The organism is Capsulimonas corticalis (assembly GCF_003574315.2).
Classification (GTDB): domain Bacteria; phylum Armatimonadota; class Armatimonadia; order Armatimonadales; family Capsulimonadaceae; genus Capsulimonas; species Capsulimonas corticalis.
In genome coordinates, this window is the sequence record NZ_AP025739.1 from 1,363,443 (window position 1) to 1,379,599 (window position 16,157).

The 16,157-nt window shown below is 56.6% G+C and carries 12 protein-coding genes; 6 read left to right on the top strand and 6 right to left on the bottom strand.

All coding sequences use genetic code 11. The features are described 5' to 3' along the window. The first annotated feature begins 27 nt into the window (after positions 1 to 27). A complete protein-coding gene (locus tag D5261_RS05795; protein WP_119321108.1) occupies positions 28 to 264 on the top strand; it encodes a type II toxin-antitoxin system Phd/YefM family antitoxin in 237 nt (78 codons plus the stop codon). On the opposite strand, the gene D5261_RS05800 is transcribed toward D5261_RS05795, so the two are convergent. The 3 genes from D5261_RS05800 to D5261_RS05810 form a co-directional block, all read right to left on the bottom strand. Beyond that, on the bottom strand, positions 246 to 1,322 hold the full coding sequence (locus D5261_RS05800; RefSeq protein ID WP_119321109.1) for a hypothetical protein: 1,077 nt from the start codon (positions 1,320 to 1,322) through the stop codon (positions 246 to 248). The two genes, D5261_RS05795 and D5261_RS05800, sit on opposite strands and share 19 nt — an antisense overlap. A gap of 1,081 nt (positions 1,323 to 2,403) precedes the next feature. Next, complete coding sequence (locus D5261_RS05805; RefSeq protein WP_119321111.1) at positions 2,404 to 3,102, bottom strand: ankyrin repeat domain-containing protein; 699 nt, start codon at positions 3,100 to 3,102, stop codon at positions 2,404 to 2,406. A 19-nt stretch (positions 3,103 to 3,121) separates the two neighbouring features. Beyond that, positions 3,122 to 7,024, bottom strand: a complete 3,903-nt coding sequence (locus D5261_RS05810) for an RHS repeat domain-containing protein (protein WP_165864142.1) — start codon at positions 7,022 to 7,024, stop codon at positions 3,122 to 3,124. Between the two features lie 257 nt (positions 7,025 to 7,281). On the opposite strand from D5261_RS05810, the gene D5261_RS05815 reads away from it, so the two are divergent. Then, positions 7,282 to 8,505, top strand: a complete 1,224-nt coding sequence (locus D5261_RS05815; protein ID WP_125205935.1) for a hypothetical protein — start codon at positions 7,282 to 7,284, stop codon at positions 8,503 to 8,505. 27 nt (positions 8,506 to 8,532) lie between these two features. Beyond that, a complete protein-coding gene (locus D5261_RS05820) occupies positions 8,533 to 9,705 on the top strand; it encodes a hypothetical protein (RefSeq protein WP_119321114.1) in 1,173 nt (390 codons plus the stop codon). A 40-nt stretch (positions 9,706 to 9,745) separates the two neighbouring features. Here the strand turns inward: D5261_RS05820 and D5261_RS05825 are convergent, their stop codons facing one another. Further along, positions 9,746 to 10,771: a DUF3187 family protein gene (locus D5261_RS05825; protein WP_119321115.1), complete on the bottom strand. Its 1,026-nt coding sequence runs from the start codon at positions 10,769 to 10,771 to the stop codon at positions 9,746 to 9,748. A 205-nt stretch (positions 10,772 to 10,976) separates the two neighbouring features. After that, on the bottom strand, positions 10,977 to 11,828 hold the full coding sequence (locus D5261_RS05830; protein WP_119321116.1) for a metal-dependent hydrolase: 852 nt from the start codon (positions 11,826 to 11,828) through the stop codon (positions 10,977 to 10,979). 387 nt (positions 11,829 to 12,215) lie between these two features. Between D5261_RS05830 and D5261_RS05835 the strand changes: the two genes are divergently transcribed. Continuing rightward, positions 12,216 to 13,439, top strand: a complete 1,224-nt coding sequence (locus D5261_RS05835; RefSeq protein WP_165864143.1) for a tetratricopeptide repeat protein — start codon at positions 12,216 to 12,218, stop codon at positions 13,437 to 13,439. 268 nt (positions 13,440 to 13,707) lie between these two features. Next, positions 13,708 to 14,709 carry a tetratricopeptide repeat protein gene (locus D5261_RS05840; protein ID WP_119321118.1) on the top strand — a complete coding sequence of 334 codons (1,002 nt, stop codon included), beginning with the start codon at positions 13,708 to 13,710 and terminating at the stop codon, positions 14,707 to 14,709. Positions 14,710 to 14,724: 15 nt separating this feature from the next. Here the strand turns inward: D5261_RS05840 and D5261_RS05845 are convergent, their stop codons facing one another. Further along, positions 14,725 to 15,303, bottom strand: a complete 579-nt coding sequence (locus D5261_RS05845) for a suppressor of fused domain protein (RefSeq protein ID WP_119321119.1) — start codon at positions 15,301 to 15,303, stop codon at positions 14,725 to 14,727. 317 nt (positions 15,304 to 15,620) lie between these two features. On the opposite strand from D5261_RS05845, the gene D5261_RS05850 reads away from it, so the two are divergent. Next, positions 15,621 to 16,130, top strand: a complete 510-nt coding sequence (locus D5261_RS05850) for a hypothetical protein (protein ID WP_119321120.1) — start codon at positions 15,621 to 15,623, stop codon at positions 16,128 to 16,130. Positions 16,131 to 16,157 lie beyond the last annotated feature (27 nt).

Below are 16,157 nucleotides of genomic sequence, written 5' to 3' on the forward strand. Positions count from 1 at the left end.
TGGAAGATCCCATGGTAAAATAAACCTATGACGACCGTGAGTATTGAGGAAATACAACTTGATCCGGCAACTTATCTCCACCGCGCACAGGCGGGAGAGTCGTTTGTCGTGCTGGAAGCAGGACGCCAGATCGCGGAAATCACCCCTGTCGTATCCCCAACACAAAGCCGCCGGCCCTTTGGCCTCTGCGCCGGCGAGTTTGTCGTCCCAGCCGATTTTGACGCCCCGCTGCCGGATGATGTTCTTTACGGGACGCTCTTATAGTCCACCGCCTGTCGTCCGCCCGAGAGCAACTCGATGGTGCAGATCAGTTCGTGTGACGGCGTCTCAATCAAGCTGGGCGCGTACATTGTGTCCCGGCTGGCGTTCACGGTTTCTGGTGCGCTCCACTCATCGACCGAGCCCAGCATTTGCATAAACTTGACGTGGGCGTTGCGCTTGTCCGGCGGCGCGCTGTCGATGGAGGGCGCGGCGAAATCGTCGTCGGTGCAGAACACGACGCCCACGGAGACGCCGATGCGCGCTGCGATTGGGCAGTAAGCGTTGAACGCCACGCCGTTCTTCGTGGGCGCCCAGAACTTACGACGGCTTGCATAATCCCACGTCTTCCCGTTGTCATGCGATAGGATTGCGAATAGGCAGTTCGTCGCCGGCTTGTCCGAATCCACACCTTCGCACAACAGCACCATCTCCTTGCCGTCCAAATTACAGACCGACGCCATCCCATCCCGCGACAATCGCGTCTCATCCAGCGGTCGGCTGGCGACCATCGGCGCTCGCCACGCCTTCCCATGCGCCCGCCGGGGCCGCGACGCCATACTGATCCACTGCCCACCCGGATGCCCCGCATTCGCCGGCGTCTCCTCATCGTCGTAATAACACTGGAGATCCCCATCGCGCGAGTACCACAAATCAGGCGCGCCCACAAACCGCCCGCTGGCGGTCCGAGCCACCACGCTATCCTGCGCCCAGTTCCGGCCCCCGTCCACGCTCCGGCAGACCACCACCCGCCATTCCTTCCCCACATGCTCCCGAAACGCGCAATAGACCTCGCGCCCACCATCGCTCAAAAAACTCCCATCCCCATACACCACCCCCGCCTTCGGCCCCGCCGCCGTCCCAATCCGCCGCCACAACTCGCCCCCGTCCCCACTCGCCCAAACCTCCATCCGGTCGCTAATCCGCCCACCGACAAGCTGACCATCGGACCGCGTGAGAGATCGAATCGCGGCAGGCGAATCCGGGGCTTTCGGACGCCACACGCCTTGCGCGCAGGCCTGCGCGACCGCGCTCGCCACAAATACAGCAAGAAGCGCAATCATTTTTGTTTGTATTCGGAATGGGAAACTCACGCTCAAATCACCTCATGTTATTCCGCTACGGAAAACGTCAAAAGGACAGCGTGCGACGGCAGAGCGATTACGATCAACAAACGCCAAACTACGATTATATCAGCGGAATGAATCAGAATGCCGCAATCGATCCAGAAATATTCTTCAAGAGAGGAGGCGCATTCACTACCATACACAAAATCGCCGTTAATGATTATTGGCAATGGCTAGCAAGCGATAATTATCAACATCAATTTTGTGTACGGTAGTGAATCAGAAACTAGTAAACTACGACGCAATTTTCGATAGACCTGATTTCATTGTCATCCTGTGAATTAGGAGAAGAAAAATAAGCGCCACAATTGGCGCATTTATCTTCAGGAACGTTTCAATGTCATTCACGCCAACGTGATATGTCAGCGTATTAAATTGTCGCTGTGGAACGCTAAGAGAATAATAGTGATTCATTATCCGGTTATAGACTGTATCAGGGACGATATCAGTAAGATACCACCAGTTTAAATGTACAGTAAATGCAATACACGCGGAAATCAATAACATTGACATTTGGCGCGTTTTCCAAATAATCCTTGCTAGAGTTAACAGACTAATTGGAAAAACCACGTAGACCAACAACTTATAAAATAATGGAAACAATATATGCACTGGTAACCAAGTTTCGAAATCCGTTGTTTTATCCCAAAAAAACAAGCTCAAGAAAACGAATTGACTTATAGTACTAGCAATAATGCTCCAACTAACAATTAGCCTAACGTGGTTTTTCATTAATTAATCTCACTTATTGACTTGCTGCCGATCAGAAAACATGCTGGCGTTCACTTGATCAATCCAACCACTTGTTTACGAGAAGCGTCACATCACAGAACGTTAAGATTGCTCGTTTTTTCATCAGCAGTAAGTCAATATTGATCTTGTAAAGCTAGTAGAGGATCAGAGTATTTCAGATGCATTGCTCCACCTCATTATCATCTCAGGTGGAGCAATATCAAGAATATCACCTAGAAATTTCGACGCCATAGGAGGCAACCGGGCTTCTTCTGTCTAACTTCCTTTATTCTCCTCTTCTATACTGATCCAAACGAGTTATTAGATCTAAATGATGGTTGTTAAAAGCCAATGTTCTAGCAGAATTCCCTTCTTTATCATGATATTTCACATTCGCCCCTGCTCTCAACAGATCGTCCATGATATCTCCATTTTTTTCAGCATGAGGAGCGTCGCTGGATGCAGAAACTACAGAAATTAATGGAGTTTGTCCCTTATAGTTTACAATATTTGGATTAGCATGATATTGCAGTAAAGATTTAACAATATCTGCGTCCAAATTCATACACGCAATGTTTAATGGTGTATTACCTTGATTGTCTTGAGTATTGACCTGAGCACCATGCTGTAGTAGCATACACACCATGCTATTATTTTGCGTTACTGCACATCGCAGTGGAGTAAACCCAAACGCCACTTTTTGATTTATGTTCGCCCCATGCCGTAGCAATAACTCAGCTATATCCTGTTTCCCCGAACTGACTGCGGCTATAAGTGGAGTCACTAAACCATTGTCGCTGTAATTAACTTCTGCACCTAATCCGATCATGCTTGTCACCAGATGCCGATCCCCCCGCTGAGCAGCAGTTACCAAGATATCGTTCCGCCATGATTTCCATGCGACAACTGAAATTATTATCGCAAAGCAGACAAATACAAAAGCACAAGTACGGAAATAATAGGATTTCGAAGTTTGGTTAGACATTTTAAGCCAAATATTATTCTTATCTACTATTCGTGGGAATGGGTGTTGTGAAATGCAAATATTCGTCAATTGTACTCAGACCACCAGAGTTCTTAGGTTTATCGGATATACCTAGCATTTTTGGTATATGATAGAACAATGAATTTATTGTAAGTGGATTATATATGTAACCTGTAACAGTGTGATTCTTGTCATCTCTACTCGTAATCGACCAGCTGAGTGCTCCCATTTGGGCTTGTATACCGTTAGCTGGTTCAACTAAAAACGTGTATGCGGCTGCACCTGGAGTTGAGACTTCTCCATAGGACCCTATTCGATAATGTTGCTGTTCCATTTGCGATTTTATAAAATCCCACTCGTTTGACGTCATAAAGGTTTTTACAAATGTGCTGTCCTGGTAATAGTGGCGGTCTGATTTTCCTGTACCGTTTAGGAAATCACTGAGTAGCCCCATAGCTAAATTCCAAGATTGGCCTGCATTTGCACTCGCTAATCCAGTTGGATCCACCCCCGTCACCGGATTGTCTTTACAATACCCATACAGATTCAGCCCGCCTTTGAACCCAATCGGGTCCTGCGTCAGGAACCGGCCTAGCATTGGGATGTAGCTGCGGTGTCCCATCACGATTAGCCCGGAATCGTCGTCGAACAGGCAGCCGTGGGCGCCGGCGAATTGGAAGAACGAGTGGACGCCTATGACGACCGGACGCTTTACGCCATAGCCATCATACTCGTTGCGACTCGAAAGAATTAAGCTACCGCTATTTGAGTCGTAAAGCGCCATGGTGCTTCCGAGCGCGTTTTCCTGGAAGAAATACTGGTGACCATTTTGATCTAACGCGCCGATGCCCGCAAGAGTATAACTCGTCGTAGTCGCCGAGCTGTCTGTCGTCGCGATCACCATATCGCCGTCGTAAACATAACGTGTGCCGGCTGAATTATACCGCTCAACACAACGATTATCGCCATCATAGGCGAAGCTTACTGTACCCGTAGGCGTCGTAACTTGCCACAATCGATTCTGACAGTCGAAAGTGTAATTCGATGTTCCCCAGCCCGGAGCCGTCAACGACCCGATATTTCCATCATTATCATAGCCGGCAAGCGTATATCCTTCCCCCGAGGACAACTTGTCGTTGTTATCGACTGTATACGTGGTGGAAACGCCGTTACGCGTCACGGATGTACGGTTATTGTTCTTGTCGTACGCGTACGAGTTCAGATACGCTTGGGACGCACCGTTCATGCGTGTCTCGCCAATCAGACGATTCGCTTGATCATATCCATAGGTCGTTGTTTCGTTTGCTCCCCCTATTACTTGATTTTGGTATGTGAGGGCGTTGCCGACATTGTCATAAGTATAGCCGAGATGTTCCTGTTCAGTTTCAACACTGCCCAGGACAGAACGATGTGAGATCCAGCTGACTCGGCCGCGTACGTCGTATCCGAACCAAGCCCGTAAGTTGTCTCCCATAGTGCGATTCTGCACCGCGCCATTGTTGTAATATGTATACAACGCCGCTGTTGGAGCGCCAAGAGATTGGGTGATGCTTTGCAGCTGGATCGCGCTGTTGTAGTGATATGTCCATGTCTCACCGTCAACATGCATAGTCATCTTACGGCCGGAGGAGTCATAAGTATAGCTGACCGTTTTATTAGGTCGCGCCTGATAATCCGCCGTCAACTGCTTGGCCCCATTGACCGTCCAGGTATTAGTTCCATTGGAGTCCGCCATTGCCGTGCGTACACCGTCTGCGCGCCAGGTGCTGGTCACATTGGTGCTGTCGGGGTAACTCGCCGTAAGCAGCCGGTTGGCGGTGTCGTAGCTGTAAGTGGTGAGCTGTCCCTTGCCATTCCAGCTTCGGTTCTTATTGCCATTCCCGTCATAACCGGCGCGACGCGTGGTTCCGTCCGGATACGCAATCTGTGTCGCCTCGTGGCGCTCGTTAAACGTGGTCGTGGTCGTTTTTCCGCGCCCGTTGGTAAGGGTGGTCGGATTGCCGGCCACATCGTAGCCCGTGGAGACCGTGATGCTATTGGCTGAATTTCCGTCTACCGGCTGGGTAGAGCTGACGGCGCGATTCAAACCGTCGTAAGCTGCCGTGGAAATGTAGCCGTTCGCGTCCTGGCTGCTGACAACGTTGTTATCGTTGTCATAGGTCGTTGTGGCGAACTTGGTGTCTGGATAGGTTGTTTGGGTCAGCCGATTCCAAAGATCATAGGTGAAGTTGGTCGTTCCGCCCGGAGACGGCTCGGTCTGGCTCAGCTTGTTGTTCAAGGCGTCGAACGTAGCGGTCGTGGCGTAGCCTGAAGGGGGCGTCACGGTCCGCGCATTCCCATAGCTGTCGAAATTAGAATACGTCGTTGCCGTATCGCTTCCCATCCAGGTTGAGGCCAGTTCACCCTGCGTGTTGTAGGTGTAGTTGGTCGTCAGCGCCACGCCCGACGGCTTGCTATAGCTGCCGTCGTAAGGATCGGTGGTGGGATCGACGACAGTCTTGGTCAGATCCAGCGTCGTGGGACTGTAGGTGTTGACGACTCGATCGCCGTTGGCGTCAATCGTCTTGATGAGCTTCTGATTGGCGTCGTAAAAATACTGCGTCATCTGATTGAGCGGGTTCTTTTTAGTCGCCATTAGCCCACGATTATTGGTGTCGTAGGTAAATGTCCATGGGTTACCGCGCTTATCCGTATACTGCGTCAGCGTGGCGTCGCTCGTGTTCCAAACATAGTTGTCCGAATAGGTGGCGCTGTCCGCCGTGACCGTCGGATCGACCGTCTGCTTGAGTGGGAATGGGAAATATTGAGTACTGCCAGATCCGTTATAATACACGTGCTTCCAAACCCGATAAAGCTGATCGGTAATCGAGCACGTGAGGTTCCACAAGCTGGTGTCCGTACCTGCGGTGTAGGTGGAATACGCGAATGTTGTATAATTCGTGCTGTTCCAATTGCCCGGTGTCGTTGGCTCATGAACCTCCGTGACGCCCTTTAAGGTGGAGCCGCCCCAGATCACATTATAGACGTAGTGCCACTTGTTGCCATTTAAATCCGTCAAATCCGTAATATTCGTGTTGGCGTCGTAAGCCAGGTAAATACGCGGTTTTGATCCCCCGGACACCGGCGCGGGCCATTCAATGGACGTCAGCAGTGTGCCGGTGTAGTAAAACGACCATGTTTTGCTGCCGCCAGGATAATACAGCGTCACGCCGGTCACCTGCTCGTTGGTGTCCGCGCTGTAGCTGATTGTGTAGTAACGCTGGCCGGTCGCATCCGTCACCTTAATCGGATTGTGACGCGCGTCGTAATCGTAGTGGATGGTGTTGCCGTGCTTGTCCACAATATTGGTAAGGTGGAAATTGCTTTGAACGCCATCTTGGGCCGGCTGCGTATATTGCCGAACGGATTTGTCCGCTTGAGAAATCACATCAAATTCAGTCGTGACATTGCTGGCGTTGGCGTAACGAACAAAATCATCCCGCGTGCCAGGCTCCCGCGAGAAGGTGACGCCCGCGCCGTTAGTGGAATACCAGTCATTGACCGTATTAGCGCCCAGATTTTCCTGGGCGTTACTGCCCGCAACAGCGGAGCAAAGCGCACTCTGAACCCATCCCGCTCCCACGGAGCCGTTCGCGGGACTATAGGAGCTTCCCTGTTGCGTCTGGTTGGTGCGATGATAAATCGAATAACCGATGGAAGTTCCACCAGGCCCCTTTAGCTCAAAGAGTGGAATCTGTGTCTGCAAAACTCCGTAGTTGGTCACAACCTGCGAATACGGGCCGGCGGGCCAGGTGCGCACCGCTCGCATATCGATATTCGTGGTGTCGGTAGCGCCCGACTGCGCCTTCGCAGCAGGTGTGAGAGAAAGACATGAGAACAAGCTGAGGGCGACAGCGGCCCAGGATCGGAATGGTGACGGCATGGTGACTTGGCTCCAAGGGTTGTGGCGGGAGTAAACCCGCATCGGTGCGAGAAGGGCGAAGTCAAACCGAACAAAAAGAACACATGTTCGAAAAGACACGATCAGTCTACCATAGTTAACCACGAAAAACACGCTTTAATCAGAAAATAAAATCGATGCGAACTACATTGTGACTTCTGCGTCTTCACAAAGTCGAAACCTTTCTTCATGGCTCCCGTTATATCGTAATCGACCCGATGATTATAGCAGGTAAACATATGAAAATCCCGCTTCACCATCCCATGTACGCCGCCGTCGTCGCCATGGTTTTTGCGGGTCAGCCCGTCCATGCGTGTCTCAACGACCGGGACACGCTAGCCGAGGAGGCGCAGAAGCATCCGGATATCTTGCAGGCGATCACTGGGCGCTTCGAGCGTAATCCGCCGCTGTATTATCAGATGCGGATCACGCGGGTGGAGAACGATTTGCAGACGCATCCGGACAATCTGGACGAGTACGACGACATCGCCGTCGCCTGCGACCGGCTTGGGCGCGATGACGAAGCGATCTCCTGGGAAGAAAGGAAGATGGGGCGTCTCCCGCAGTACGATCCGGGAAATGCGGCGATGAAGGAGCAGTGGTACAAATGCTACGCGAACATCGGCACGGCGCGGGTGCACCGGTGGCTTCGCGCAGGGGCGAAGCCGGCGCGGATCGTGGAGGTAAAGCAGGCGCGTCAGGAGATCGCGGGAGCCGTACGGATCAAGCCGAACGCGCACTTTGGCCGCGAAACCTATCAATTGGCCGTGATGGATTGGATCATCGATTCGTCATCGACGCAGACATCTTATGGGACCTCGGACACGCTGGCGGACTATTTGATACAGAATCCGCCTGAGAGCGACAAGTCTCTGCGCGGCGCGGGAACGGCGCTTGCGGGCTTGATCACGCTGGGAAACGCCTGGGAAAGCGTCGATATATTTACCGCGCTCGCTGCCGCAGCGCCCCACGCATCCGTGCTTCGCTCCGAATATCATCTGTCCTCGCTGGCGACATTACGCGCGGAGGAGCTGCGAAAAGCGGGCCACAAATCTCTCTTTGAAGTAGGCAAGGAGCATACTGTCAGCAGCGACTTGGCGCAAAGCGATGACGGACGGACATTCGCCCAGTTGCGCGCGGAGGCGGACCGGTGGCAGCGCGCGCGGACGGATTACATGATGGCGCGCCTCACCGCCGGACGCCATCCCGACACCGATCCCACATTCTGGGCGGATTACCGGCCCGCCCCCGCGCCGCAGCTGGAAGATGAGTGGGGACGAAAGCTGCATATGTTCCTGCGGCGGCGTTTCAGCGGAAACGCGATGCTCATCGAGATGCTGATCTATCTCTTCGGGATCTCCCTGGGCGGATATGGCGCCGTGCGACTCACGCAATTTCTGATGCGCCGCCTGATCGGGCGATGGCGGACTCGCAAGAGCGCCTCGCCGGCGTCGACCTCATAAAATCCCAGCAAAGTGACAAATAAGCACATGACGACCATTCGAAATCTGACAGCTCTCGCATTTTTCATCGTGATGATGAGCTCATATCCCGCCCACGCCTGCCTGAACGACCGCGACACGCTGGCGCTGGAGGCGCGGCGGAAGCCGGAGGCGCTGGCGGCGATCACCGGGCGATTTGAGCGCAATCCGCCGCTTTACTATCAGATGCGGATCGCGCGCGTTCAGCAGGATCTTCAGACACATCCGGACAGCCTGGATGAGTATGACGATATCGCCGTTGCGTGTGATCGGCTGGGGCGTGATGATGAGGCGATCGGCTGGATGGAGCGCAAGCGCGCGCATCTGACGCCGCTGGCGACGGCCGACGCCGCGATGAAGGAGCAGTGGTACAAGTACAACGCGAATATCGGCACGGCGCGCATTCACCGGTGGCTACGGGGCGGCGGCGACCAGGCGAAAATCGCGGAGGTCCAAAAGGCGGATGACGAAATCGCGCGGGCGATCGCGATCAAACCCGACGCGCACTTTGGGCGGGAAAAGTATCAGCTCCGGATCATCGAGTGGATTCTCAAATCGGAAAACCAATTGCGAAGCCATCTGGCGACAGCCCCACTCTCCGTCATCGACAGAGACAAGAATGGGAACGAGGACGGAGAGGCCGCCGCAACCGGGCTCGCGGGCTTGGTCACGCTGGGGAACGCCTGGGAGAGCGTCGATGTGTTCGGCGCCCTCGGAGAGTCGCTGCGCCATATCGAATGGGGCTCCGAGGCGGACGCCAATCACCTTGCGGGGATGGCGGCGGCCCGCGTCGCCGAACTGCGCCAAGACGGGAAGAAATCGCTCTTTCCGGAGGCGAACACAGTCGTCGCTTCAAAGCCAAATCCGGCGAGCGCCGAGGACGAGGCGGAGTTTGTCAAGCTGCGCACGGAGGCGGATCAATGGCAGCGCGCGCGGACGGATTACATGATGGCGCGCCTCACCGCGGGACGCCATCCCGATACCGACCCGACGTTCTGGGCGGACTATCATGAGGCTGCGCCGCCCGTCATTCCCGATCCAGACGCGGAAAAGAAAAAGCAGCGCGAGATGCTGAAGGAGCGCGTGAACGCCGCCATCGCACTCGTGCTGACCGCAATTATCGTGTTCCCGATCGTTATAGTCTGGCGAGTCGTGCGTGAAAAATACGCTCTCCAGCGGTGAACTGCTCTCCACACGGCGGAGATATTCGCGCCAAGAAATCTCAGTCCCGCTTCTCCCAGCCGACCGAGAATGTGATATCGGGACCGATCTGCGCGAGCGACGGCGCGCCGTAGTTGAACAAGTCGCCATTCTCCGTGCAGGCATAGGTCCAGGCGACCCCATGGGAGGATCGGCGGCGGTAGGCGACGGCGATGGTGGACTGAGTTCCGTCGGCGAAGGCGTTCCCGGTGCGGACAGCCGCGCTGCCCTCTTCCGTCTGCAAAATCCAGCTGCTGCTGGAACTCGACACGTACTCCAGAGCGGCTGACGTATGATAAATCGAGGAGCGCGCCGCATTGCCAAGCGCGCTGTCGCGCCCAATCTGGACGGCGCTGAGGTTGGCGTAAACCGCCAGCCGCGACGACAGCATTTGATCGACATCCAGATCCGCGCCGTAATCGACGCCGCCGCTTCCGAGCAGATGGTTTTTGTCGCCCGTCGGCAGCGTGATTCCCAAACGCGCGGCGACTCCGGTTCGGAGTCCACGCAATAGCGCATGCTTCAGAGTCAGTTGCGTGTCGCCCAAGCCAAAGGCGGCCCCGAACGTCGCGCTATCGCCCCCAGGCCGATCGAAGCTCACCACACTTTGATACGACGGCAAATCACGTCGTCCAAAGTAGACATCGCGCGTCGGATGATCGAAGCCGACCAGCCGATGATACGTCTCCGCCAGCTTGTCCAGCACCCCCCCATTGCGCGCGACGACAGGGATTATCGCCGACGCCTCAAACCCGCCGCCCACGCCCCGCGCATAACTCAGCGCCAGCCGCTGCGTCTCGGTATCCTCCCGAACCGCCGCGCCCTCCTTCGGGCTCGGCGCCAGAACATCATTGGCGATATCGAACTGCGCGGACACGCGCGTGCGCCCATCCGGCAGCACGGAAGCGGACTGTGGCGAAAAACCAAGAAATAAAAGCTGATACGGACGCTGATTGCGCAGGTCCGCCGGTCCCTGAAACGAAGTGTCGGCGTGCGCCGACGCGAGGCAGGCGAGCATAAGGCAAGAAAAAATGAGCGGAAGGCGCATGGGCAGGGCTTTCTGAGAATATGAAAAAATGAGGCCCTCACCCCCTGCCCCCTCTCCCAATTCTGGGAGAGGGGGAGTCAGAGTTTTTGTTTTGAGGATCTTTGATCCTCATCCTATCTCTTAACCCTCTCCTAGAATTGGGAGAGGGTGGCCCGAAGGGCCGGGTGAGGGCCTTCTTCAAAATAGGAAAACGAAAGCGATTCTTCTACTTCAGCTCAATTGTGTCGCCGACCTTGAGCGTTTGAAGTTTGGTCTTGACGCCTCGGGCCTTCAGCGCCGCGTCGAACTCGGCGGGCGTGCCGGCGAGGGCGGGGAACGTGCCGAAGTGCATGGGGATGACGACGCCGGGGTTGACCAGCTTGACGGCGTCGGCGGCGCCTTCGGGGCCCATGGTGTAGTGGCCGCCGATACAGGCGAGCATCACGTCGACTTTGTGGTGATGCGGGATCAGCGACATGTCCGAGAAGACGTCGGTGTCGCCGGTGTGGTAGATCGTCGGCCCGTTCTTAACCTGAATCAGAAAGCCGCCGGGGCTGCCGCCGTACTGCGGACCGAGACCATGGTCGTCGCCCGCCGGCGGGGTGACGGCGGAGCTATGGATGGCGGGGATGAAGGTGATCTCCACCTCGCCGTCCAGCAGCGACAGCGAGCCGCCGAAGTTGCCCTGCGTGTCCATGCCGGCCTGGTCCTTGGGATACCCGGCGTACGCCACCAGCGCGCCGGCCAGATCGCCCGTCGCCACCAGCTTCGCGCCGGTCGCCTTGGCGATCGCGACGGAGTCGCCGATATGATCGAAGTGTCCGTGGCTGATCAAGATCAAATCGACATGAGTGAGGGCCGCGACATCGGCCTTGCCATTCGGATTGACGGGGTTGGTGATCCAAGGATCGATCAGCAGGACTTTGCCCGAAGGCGTGGTCAGCTTAAAGGCGGACTGACCGTACCAGGTCAGCGAGGTCTGCGCGGCGAACGCGGAGCGACTTGCCGCAAGCGTCAGCAGCAGCAAGGCGAGCGCGAAAAAGCGCGCCGCCTGAGTGAAACAGCGGGATCGAACCATTACTATCCTCCGTCGGTCGTGGTCGGTGAGCCTTTAGTGCGCAGTATACGCATCGGCTCGGCGGCCTGTCAAGAACCCGCCGCGCCGGGAATTCGGTTTCGTTTTGCAAGGCGGCGGGTATAAAAATCTATCAAGTCAACAACGGCGCGCCGCGGAACATGGTTCCTAGATCTCGGAACCTGATTCCCAGTCCCGTTACGCGCTCTCCAACCTAAACGGCGGAACGCTTTTTCCAAACTTTCTCCCAACGAACAGCTCAGCGCCGGCGCGGGCATTGTGTCCGACGCAGCTTTTCTCACGAGAATGCGCAATCGCCGTCTCCCAGGCACGGCCGCCTTTCGCCCCAAGCGGCGAAAGCGAGGCCCATGGGATCGAAAGGGTCACACGATGCAGGATTCACCATCATCGCTTCGCGACACGCAGGAAGCGACCGATTATTCGTATAGTCCGGGCCTTTCCCTGAGCGGAATATCCTTCGAAGACGCTCCCCCCGCACCGGCGGACGCCGAGCCGCCGGAGTACTCCCCGCCGATGGGCGCGCCGATCAATCTGGATGAACCCGTCTACGCCTCTCCAGAAACGGAGCGGCCCGCCTACTCCGAGCCGTCGGGATACGCGGAGCAGACCGGGTATTCGGAGCAAACGGGGTATGGGCAGACGCCGGGATACGCCCAGCAATCCGAGTACGCGCAGCCGGAGTACGCGCCAAGCGTCGGCGCGAGGCAGTCCACGGAATCACTGGCCCGCTCCGCCTATCAGATTGGGAGCTATGAAGAAGCGCGCGACCTCTACGAGCAGGCGCTCAATGAGTACCGGCAAGCCGATAACGCCGCCGGAATGGCGCATACGCTCAACAATCTCGCCAAAACGCTCTACCGTATCGGCGATCTGACGGAAGCGCAGGGTTATCTGGAGCAGGCGCTGACCCGGTATCAGGCGCTCAGCGACGAAGCGGGAATCGTTCATGTCCTGGAGAACCTGGGACAGGTCGCCTACCGGCTGGGCGACGACCACGCCGCCCAGCACTATTACCAGGAAACACTCACGGCCGCCCGCCGGATCCATAATCAAGATTCCTCGGCATGGGCGCTGGCGGGACTGGGAAAGGTCGCTTACCGTCAGGGCAACTTTCAGGAAGCTGAGATGCGGTACGACGAAAGCCTGAGCCTGAGCCGCGATCGCGGCGACAAGGAAGGCATCGCGGACTGCGCGCGCCACCTGGCGCAGATCGCCTATCGCCTGGGAGACTACCCACGGGCGCGCGTGCTGTATGAGGAAAGTCTGCACATCAGCCGCGAGACGGACGATCTGGATGGAACGGCGTGGACGCTCAACGACCTCGGCAAAGTCGCATACCGGCTTCAGGACTACACCGGCGGCATCCAGGTCCTTCAGGAAGCGCTGGAGCTGTTCCGGATCGTGGAGGACCGCGACGGGTCCGCGTGCGCGCTGGAGAACCTGGCGTACTGCGCGCTGAAGGCCGGCGACAAAGCCCAGGCGCAGACATGGATCACGGAAAGCCAGACGATTCAGCGCGAAATCGCCAACGAAAAAGCAAGCGCGGGCGGGTACACCCCATACGAAGCCCGCATTACGATGCGTGACGAATAATACAACGCCGCGTGATGAATAACAGCCGTGGAGCGGCGAGCCAGCTCGCCGCTCCCTTTCCCGAATTCCCCCCTCTTCCCCTTGCAAAAACAATTCGAAAAATTTGACTAAATATCGTCGCAAAGCAACCATCCATGGGTATACTCCGTAGTATCGCTTTGAGGCTGCTTCTTCATGAAGCGATTTATTACCAGAGAGTCATTGCTATTATTGCGCTTTAGAGCTCAGAGATCTTCGTCCACACACTCCAGTTCCGAAAGGGCAGAATATGCACACGTCCTCATTGTCGCCTGAGATCACGGAAGGCGCCGTCATTGAGCCCGCAGGGAGCAGCCTGCCGGCCGTGGATTACTCTCCCATCCACGATCCCGCCTCGGGATATCAACCGTCGCTGGAGGATTTAGCGCGCGCCGCGTATCGCGGCCGGCACTACGGCGACGCCCACGATTTCTACATGGAGAGCTTGATCCAGCATAAGATTTCCGGAGATACCGCCGCCATCGCGCGCACGCTGACCGGCCTGGCGAAGACCGCTTACCGCGTAGGACAGCTCCCAGAATCCGGTGAGTATCTGAAGGAAGCGATGCCGCACTACCAGGAGCTCGGCGATATCGCCGGAGTCATCCGCGCCCTGGAAAATCTCGGCCAGGTCTCTTACCGGCTCGACGATTACGACACCGCCCGGCAATATTACCTGGACGCGCTCGCGGCGAGCCGCAGCATTCAGGACGAGGAATCGAGCGCGTGGGAGCTGGCGGGTTTGGGGAAGGTGGCGTATCGCCAGGCCGACTATCCCGAAGCGAAGATCCGCTGTGAGGAAAGTTTAGCGATCTGCCAGGAGCGAATCGATCAGAAAGCCATCGGGGATATGATGGCGTTCCTCGGAAGGATCGCCTACCGGCAGGGAGACTACGCGCTGGCGCGCGAGCGGTACGAAGAAAGCTTGACCATCGGCCGGACGGCCAACGATACCCCGGCGTGCGCCTGGATGCTCAACAATCTGGGCAAAGCGGCGTATCGGATGAAGGACTATCCCGCGGGCCTGGCGGCGCTGGAAGAGAGCCTGAAGATGTTCCGGCTGCTGGACGATCTGGACGGCGTCGCGTGCGTCCTGGAAAACATGGCGCACTTCGCCTCGAAAATGGGCGATCTCGCGCACGCGTACATCTGGATCACCGAGAGCAAGACCATCGTTCGCGAATTGGAAAACCACCGCGCCAGCGCCGAAGGCTCAACGCCTCCCGAAGCGCGCATCACGATGCAGGAATAGATCCCGAAGCGGCCCCTACACGCACGACTTTCGTCGCACGTCGTAGGGGTCCACTCCTTTTTCCTCGAGCTTTTCCTCAAACGCGTCCCGCTGGTGCTCCCGCAAAAAGGCATGCTCCTTTTTACTCAGGAACATCGCCAGATACATCCGTCCAATACCCCCGGTATCGGCCAAGACGTGCGCGAACTCGTCCGGGAATCCATAGGGATCGGTAAAGTAGAGCGCCTCTTTTTTGTACTTTTTCGCAAACGCGGGATTGACATGCTCCAATCCGTCCAGCGTGCTTCCCCAGCTCAGCGTCAGCGGCTCAGACCGGGTCGCGATGTGAAAAAGCGCGTTCGCCAGTATGTCGGGAACCGCCTCCCCGCCGGCGTCCACCGGGCAAACCACCTCCGCCGGCGCACACCCCTCCGGCGCATACAGCGAAAAGCCCAGCGAAGCAAAAAGCCGGCATCCGGCGACGACCCGGTCATAGGTCAAAATTTGAATCGGCGGCCTCGCCTCATCTAATTGAAACAAATGCGTGGCGTCCGGCGCCCCTAAAAAAAATCGCGCGTAGTGGTCCACATACGCTTCCGTCCAATCGACACTCATAATGCGGCGCCGCTGCCCAAGATGAAATACATTTCTCCCCGCTCCTTCCCCTATAGTAGCATTTCGAGGCGGTGTCTTGCGCTATCGTCCCCTCCGTGTTATACGGGTTTTTTGCTACTTTTGGCGCCCTGAGGGGGTAATCTTCCACTCAGAAGGCCATTTCGAGGAAAATTTGTCATATTCTCTGTATGGAACCCGCTTGCTAGGATACAAGCTCTGTTATAATAACAGGTAAGCGCAATACTATGGACGGCAAGCAAGCGCGCGGTGTACAGCGGCGCGCTCGGCGGTAATCAACGCCAGGGAGACTTAGGACGATGGATACGAGTTACGAGAAGGTTTGCCCGGGCTGCGGCAAATCCACCGCAATTTCTGAAAAATTCTGCGCCGGCTGCGGTCACCAGTACCGAACGGTCTTCCACGACAGCGCGTCGGGCGGAGCGCTGGCGGCGGCCGCGCCGGCGCCTGCGGGCGATCTTCGGTCGACACCCATCGCGCTGATCGCGGTCACGGTGTTCCTGGTGCTGCTGTGTGTCCTGGTGCTGCTTTTCACCAACCGAAGCACGACGGCGGTCGCGCCCGCTCCGGCGCCGACAGCGATCGTCGCCCCCGCGTCTCCTTCGCTGGGAGCGGCCGAGCTCATGAACCAGATCCACTTCGGGCAAACCCCGGCGGCGGTGCGCGCAATCGCCGGCGAGCCGTCCAAGATCACCCGGAATATGGCGGGAGGCTTGAACAGCGAAGACTGGTACTATCCGCGCGGCGGCCGCACGGTGCAGGTGCACTTTAACGGCAGCCAGGTTGTCGACGCTTTAAATACCTTCTGACGTGACCGGCACGGAGAAAGCGGGAAT